Below are 2,730 nucleotides of genomic sequence, written 5' to 3'. Positions count from 1 at the left end.
CGTCCGCGGCCGCGTGGTCGACGCCGGCGCGGTAGCCCGCCTCGAACTTGCGCACGAGGTCCGACTCGACGCCGCCGACGTAGCCGACGGTCCGCTCGTCGGGGCGGGTCGACCCCGCGCCGACGGACAGGTCGCGGCTCGTCACCAGCCCGGCGAGGTGGCCGGCCTGGAACGACCCCTCGTGTTCGCGGAACACGTAGCTCGCCACGTTGTCGCGGTCGACGACCGAGTCGACGATGGCGTACCGCTGGTCCGGGTACTCGCCCGCGACCGTCGAGAGCGCGTCCGCCTGAAGGAAGCCGATACAGCAGACCAGGTCGTAGTCGGGGTCGTCCGACGCCGACAGGTCGGCCTGTGTCGTCTCGAACTCCGGAACCGATGTCGGCTCCTCGTTCGCGAACGCCACGTCGTGGTCGAGGCGAGCGCGCTGGATCCCCCGGTTGGCGGCGTCGTTGAACGACCTGTCGTCGAGCCCGCCGAGGGCGTATATCATTCCGACGGTCGTGCCGGCGTCGACCGCGTCCCGATCCCCATCCGTCCCGCCGTCCGTCGAGTCCCCGTCCCCGGACTCGATCGACGCCGCACCGGACGTCTCGTCGCCGAGACAGCCGGCCAGCGTGCCCGCGACCGCGCCGCCGAGACCGGCGGCGAGACGGCGGCGAGAGAGCGTCGTGGTTCGAACGTTATTCATCTCGTGGGTATCCGCAGGAGGGGAATAAAACGCCTCCGCGTAAATTATCAACGCCGATAGAAAGTGACGGTAGCCACTCTCTCCCGCGGTCTCGGCGGCGTTCTCCGAGAGTGAGAATCCCGCCCGACGGGTTTACCTTCGAGACGCGTACGGGGAACCATGAGTCACCAATCGGGATCGCCACGCTTCGACCTCGACGCGGCGTTCAAGGCGTTCGGCGCGGTCGGGATCGCCATCTCCGTCGCGCTCGTCGTCGCCGTGTTCGCGCTGACCGACCCGTTCGGAGAGTACGTCACCGCCTCGCCCGCCGTCTTCGGCACCCTCCTCTCCGTCGTCCTCGTCGCGGCGGTCGGCTACACGACGTACGCCCTCCGGCGGCGCTGACGGGACGTGCGTTCCGCGGGTCGAGCGCGACGGCGGGAGACATAAACCGCTCGCGGGCGGACGGACGCGTATGACCGACGAGTCGACCGACGCGGCGGTGGAACGGTTCCTCGACCGAGCGGCGTCAGCGTTCGACGACTACGATCAGGGGTACGCCGACGCGGACGCGACGCTGGCAACGCTGCGGACACACGTCGACGAGCTGTCGGCGAGCGTCGAGGAGACGGAGGAGTAGGCGGTACGGCGGTCCGACTACGGGCCGGCACCGATCAGTTCTCGCACGCGACCGACGTACTCGGCGAAGGCGGCGTCGCCGCGCTCGCGGGGGCGCTCGACGTCGACATCGACGACCTCGCGGACGCGGCCCGGGTCGGCGGCCATCACGACGATCCGGTCCGCGAGCGTCACCGCCTCCGCCACGTCGTGCGTGACGAAGAGGACGGTCTTCCCGGTCGACTCCCACACGTCGAGCAGCTCCCGCTGGAGCATCTCGCGGGTCTGGGCGTCCACCGCGCCGAACGGCTCGTCCATCAGGAGGAGGTTCGGGTCGACGGCGAGCGCCCGCGCGATGGCGACGCGCTGTTTCATCCCGCCCGACAGCGACTTGGGGTAGGCGTCGCGGAACTCCGTCAGCCCGACCAGTTCGAGCATCTCGTCGACCCGGCGCTCGCGCTCGTCGGGCGACCGGTCGCTCCGTTCCAACCCGAACCCGACGTTCTCCGCGACGGTCAGCCACGGGAACAGGTGGTACTCCTGGAAGACGACGCCCATGTCCGTCGTCGGCCCGGTGACTTCGGTGCCGTCGAGCAGCACCCGCCCGTCCGTCGCCTCGGTCAGGCCGGCGACGATCCGGAACAGCGTCGTCTTCCCGCACCCCGAGGGGCCGACGAGACAGACGAACTCGCCGTCGGCGACCGAGAACGACACGTCGTCGAGCGCGCGCACCGGATCGCCGTCGCCGTCGCCGGCGTACGTCTTGCCGACCGCGTCGAGCGCGACGCTCGCATCCGCGGGCGGGAGGGAGCCCGTCTCTTCCTCGTCGGCCGCGCCGTTCTCGTTCACGCCCGCCATACCAACACCCTCCGTTCGACCGCGCGGAACGCCACGTCGACGAGCAGGTACATCAGGCTCAACACGAGGATGTACGCGATCGCCTGGTCGACCGCGAGGTTGTTGCTGGCGCGGATGATCTCGCGGCCGACCCCGGGAACGCCGAAGATCTCCGAGGCGACGACGAGCATCCAACACCGTCCCAGTCCGGTCCGGATCCCGGTCATGATCCCCGGCGTCGCCGCCGGCAACACGATCGACCGGACCGCGTCGAGGTCGCCCCGGACGCCGAGCGTCCGTCCCACGTCGAGGAGGTCCTCCGAGACGCCCTCGACGGCACCGTACGCCGCGTAGAAGTTGATCCAGAACGCGCCCACCGCGATGATGAAGGCCGCGCCCCAGTCGTTGATGCCGAACCACGCGATCGCGAAGCCGATCAGCGCGAGCGGCGGCACCGGCCGCAGCGTCCGGACGAGCGGCGCGGTGAGGTCGTCGAGCAGGCGGCGTCCACCCGAAACGGGACGGACCCTCCGTTATAAACTTACGTTATAAATAGTATTGTCTATTAACGAAAGTTAATTTAACGGTAACGAAACTCGTACCGT

General features: G+C 69.2%; 4 protein-coding genes. 2 read left to right on the top strand and 2 right to left on the bottom strand.

Going from position 1 to position 2,730, the window contains the following annotated elements; all coding sequences use genetic code 11:
* Positions 1-691, bottom strand: a 691-nt coding sequence (locus BN903_RS13235) for a BMP family protein (RefSeq protein ID WP_154018144.1), incomplete at its 3' end; no start/stop codon positions are given.
* 159 nt (positions 692-850) lie between these two features.
* Between BN903_RS13235 and BN903_RS13230 the strand changes: the two genes are divergently transcribed.
* Both BN903_RS13230 and BN903_RS17630 read left to right on the top strand, forming a co-directional pair.
* Positions 851-1,075 carry a hypothetical protein gene (locus BN903_RS13230; RefSeq protein ID WP_048078176.1) on the top strand — a complete coding sequence of 75 codons (225 nt, stop codon included), beginning with the start codon at positions 851-853 and terminating at the stop codon, positions 1,073-1,075.
* A 70-nt stretch (positions 1,076-1,145) separates the two neighbouring features.
* Complete coding sequence (locus BN903_RS17630) at positions 1,146-1,310, top strand: hypothetical protein (RefSeq protein WP_195155812.1); 165 nt, start codon at positions 1,146-1,148, stop codon at positions 1,308-1,310.
* Between the two features lie 17 nt (positions 1,311-1,327).
* On the opposite strand, the gene BN903_RS13225 is transcribed toward BN903_RS17630, so the two are convergent.
* On the bottom strand, positions 1,328-2,146 hold the full coding sequence (locus BN903_RS13225) for an ABC transporter ATP-binding protein (RefSeq protein WP_048078175.1): 819 nt from the start codon (positions 2,144-2,146) through the stop codon (positions 1,328-1,330).
* Between the last annotated feature and the right edge of the window lie 584 nt (positions 2,147-2,730).

The organism is Halorubrum sp. AJ67 (assembly GCF_000513435.1).
Note: the sequence above shows the minus strand (reverse complement) of the source record. Positions and strands in the feature narration are given on the sequence as shown.

Bases quoted from the DNA above. Each gene is read 5' to 3' on its own strand.
- BN903_RS13230 (WP_048078176.1), top strand. From the start codon at position 851: ATGAGTCACCAATCGGGATCGCCACGCTTCGACCTCGACGCGGCGTTC.
- BN903_RS17630 (WP_195155812.1), top strand. From the start codon at position 1,146: ATGACCGACGAGTCGACCGACGCGGCGGTGGAACGGTTCCTCGACCGA.
- BN903_RS13225 (WP_048078175.1), bottom strand. From the start codon at position 2,146: ATGGCGGGCGTGAACGAGAACGGCGCGGCCGACGAGGAAGAGACGGGC.